Raw genomic sequence first — 2,977 nt, forward strand, 5'->3', positions numbered from 1 at the left:
AACGGTTCGTGCTGCTCGACCTGGACCCGGCCGATGTCCCGGCCGCGTCGGTGGCTGCCGCCCTGGCAGGCGGCGAGCCAGAGCTGGCTATCCGTCAGGGTGACTGCTACGTGCCGCGCCTGGCCCGTGTCGCCGTCGACGAGGCGCTGACCTCGCAGGACGGGACCGCCTGGCGACTGGACCCGGACGGGACCGTCCTGATCACCGGCGGCACCGGCGCCCTGGGCGCCGTCGCCGCTCGCCACCTGGTCGCCGAGCACGGCGCGCGACACCTGCTGCTCACCAGCCGGCGCGGCGCCGACGCCCCCGGCGCCGCCGACCTGGCCGACGAGCTGGCCGAGCTGGGCGCCACCGTGACGCTGGCGGCCTGCGACGTGGCCGACCGTGCGGCGCTCGCCGACCTGCTCGGCTCGCTGGACCGTCCACTCACCGCCGTCGTGCACACCGCGGGCGTCCTGGACGACGGCGTCGTCTCCTCGCTCACGCCCGACCGCGTCGACGCGGTGCTGCGGCCAAAGGTCGACGCCGCGCTCCACCTGCACGAGCTGACGTCCGGGTTCGACCTGGCCGCCTTCGTCCTCTTCTCCTCGAACGCCGCCGTCCTCGGCGGCGCGGGCCAGGCCAACTACGCTGCCGCGAACGCCTTCCTGGACGCGCTGGCCGCCCACCGGGCCCAGCTCGGCCTGCCCGCGGTCTCGCTCGCCTGGGGCCCGTGGGCCGAGGGCGGCATGGCGAGCACCCTGGACGCCGCCGACCTCCAGCGCCTGGCACGCGACGGCATGCCCGGCCTCGCCGACGCCGAGGGCCTGGCCTTGCTCGACACCGCCGTCGGCCTGGGCGACGCCGCCCTCGTCCCGATGCGCGTCGATCTGGGCGCGCTGCGCTCCCGCGCCGCCGCAGGCACCCTGCCCGTCCTGCTGCGCGGCCTGGTCCGCACCCCCGTCCGCCGCGCCGCGCTGGCCGACACCGGCGGTGGCTCGGAGCTCATGCGCCGCCTGGCCGGCCTCTCCGAGGCCGAGCTGGACCGTGAGCTGCTGGAGGTCCTGCGGGTGCGGGTGGCCGCCGTGCTGGGCCACGCCTCGTCCGAGGTGATCGAGGCCGGTCGCGCCTTCAAGGACCTCGGCTTCGACTCGCTGACCTCCGTCGAGCTGCGCAACGCGCTCAACTCGGCCACCGGGCTGCGCCTGCCGCCCACCCTGATCTTCGACTACCCGACCCCCGCCGCGCTCGCGGAGTACCTGCGCGGCCGCATCGTCGGCGCCGCCCCCGTCGCCGCCACCACCCGATCGGTGACGACCCAGGTCGCGGACGACCCGATCGCGATCGTCGGCATGGCCTGCCGCTACCCCGGCGGCGTGGAGTCGCCGGACGACCTGTGGCGACTGGTCCGCGGTGGCGGCGACGCGATCTCCGGCTTTCCGGCCGGTCGCGGCTGGGACGTGGAGAACCTCTACCACCCGGACCCGGACCACCCGGGCACCTCGTACTCCTGCGAGGGCGGCTTCCTGCACGACGCGGGTCTGTTCGACCCGGAGTTCTTCGGCATCTCGCCGCGCGAGGCCGTCGCGATGGACCCGCAGCAGCGCCTGCTGCTGGAGGTCTCCTGGGAGGCCATCGAGCGCGCCGGCATCGACCCGGCCCTGCTCAAGGGCAGCCGCACCGGCGTCTTCGCGGGTGTGATGTACCACGACTACGCCACCCGGATCAGCGAGCTCCCGGACGGCGTCGAGGGCTACCTCGGCACCGGTACCGCGGGCAGCGTCGCGTCCGGTCGCGTGGCCTACACCCTCGGTCTGGAGGGCCCGGCGGTCACCGTCGACACCGCCTGCTCCTCCTCGCTGGTCGCCCTGCACCTCGCGGTGCAGGCGCTGCGGCAGGGCGAGTGCACGATGGCACTCGCCGGTGGCGCGACCGTCATGGCGACGCCCGAGGCGTTCATCGACTTCAGCCGCCAGCGCGGCCTGGCCTCCGACGGGCGCTGCAAGGCGTTCTCCGCCGGTGCGGACGGCACCGGCTGGGCCGAGGGCGCGGGCATGCTGCTCGTCGAGCGGCTCTCCGACGCCCGCCGCAACGGTCACCCGGTGCTCGCGATCGTGCGCGGTTCGGCGATCAACCAGGACGGCGCCAGCAACGGCCTGACCGCCCCCAACGGTCCCTCGCAGCAGCGGGTGATCCGCCAAGCCCTCCAGGACGCCGGACTGACGGCCGACCAGGTGAGCGTGGTCGAGGCCCACGGCACCGGCACCCCGCTGGGCGACCCGATCGAGGCGCACGCGCTGCTGGCCACCTACGGCCAGGACCGCGCCGAGGACGAACCGCTCTGGTTGGGCTCGCTGAAGACCAACATCGGCCACACCCAGGCGGCGGCCGGCGTCGGCGGCATCATCAAGATGGTCATGGCGATGCGCCACGGCGTGCTGCCCCGCACCCTGCACGCGGACGAGCGCTCCGCGAACGTCGACTGGACGGCCGGCGCGGTCGAGCTGCTCACCGAGGAGCGCGCCTGGCCGGAGAACGGTGCGCCGCGCCGAGCCGGGGTGTCGTCCTTCGGCTTCAGCGGCACCAACGCCCACACCATCATCGAGCAGGCCCCCGGCGTCGAGGCCGCCGGCGTCGAGGCCGCCGCAGTCGAGGCCGCCGAGGCGCCGATGGCCGCCGTCCAGCCGTGGGTCCTCTCGGCGCGCGGCGAGAAGGCCCTGCGCGAGCAGGCACGAGCCCTGCTCACCCACCTCACGCACCTCGACCCGGATGCCCGGCCGACCACGATCGACCTGGCCTACTCGCTGGCGACCGGCCGGGCGACGCTGGAGAACCGTGCGGTGCTCGTCGCCGGGGAGCGCGAGGACTTCGTCCGCGCCCTGGCCGCGCTGGCGGCCGGTGAGCCGACCGCTGACGCGGTGCTCGGCACTGCCGGCGTGGCGGGCCGGACGGCGTTCCTGTTCACCGGCCAGGGCAGCCAGCGAGCCGGGATGGGCGG

1 protein-coding gene is annotated in these 2,977 nt (G+C 75.3%); it reads left to right on the forward strand.

The window, feature by feature from the left end:
* Positions 1–2,977, forward strand: a 2,977-nt coding sequence (locus tag TR48_RS29995; protein WP_152628265.1) for a type I polyketide synthase, incomplete at both ends; no start/stop codon positions are given.

The sequence above is a fragment of the Streptacidiphilus neutrinimicus genome (genome assembly GCF_000787815.1).
Lineage (GTDB): Bacteria > Actinomycetota > Actinomycetes > Streptomycetales > Streptomycetaceae > Streptacidiphilus > Streptacidiphilus neutrinimicus.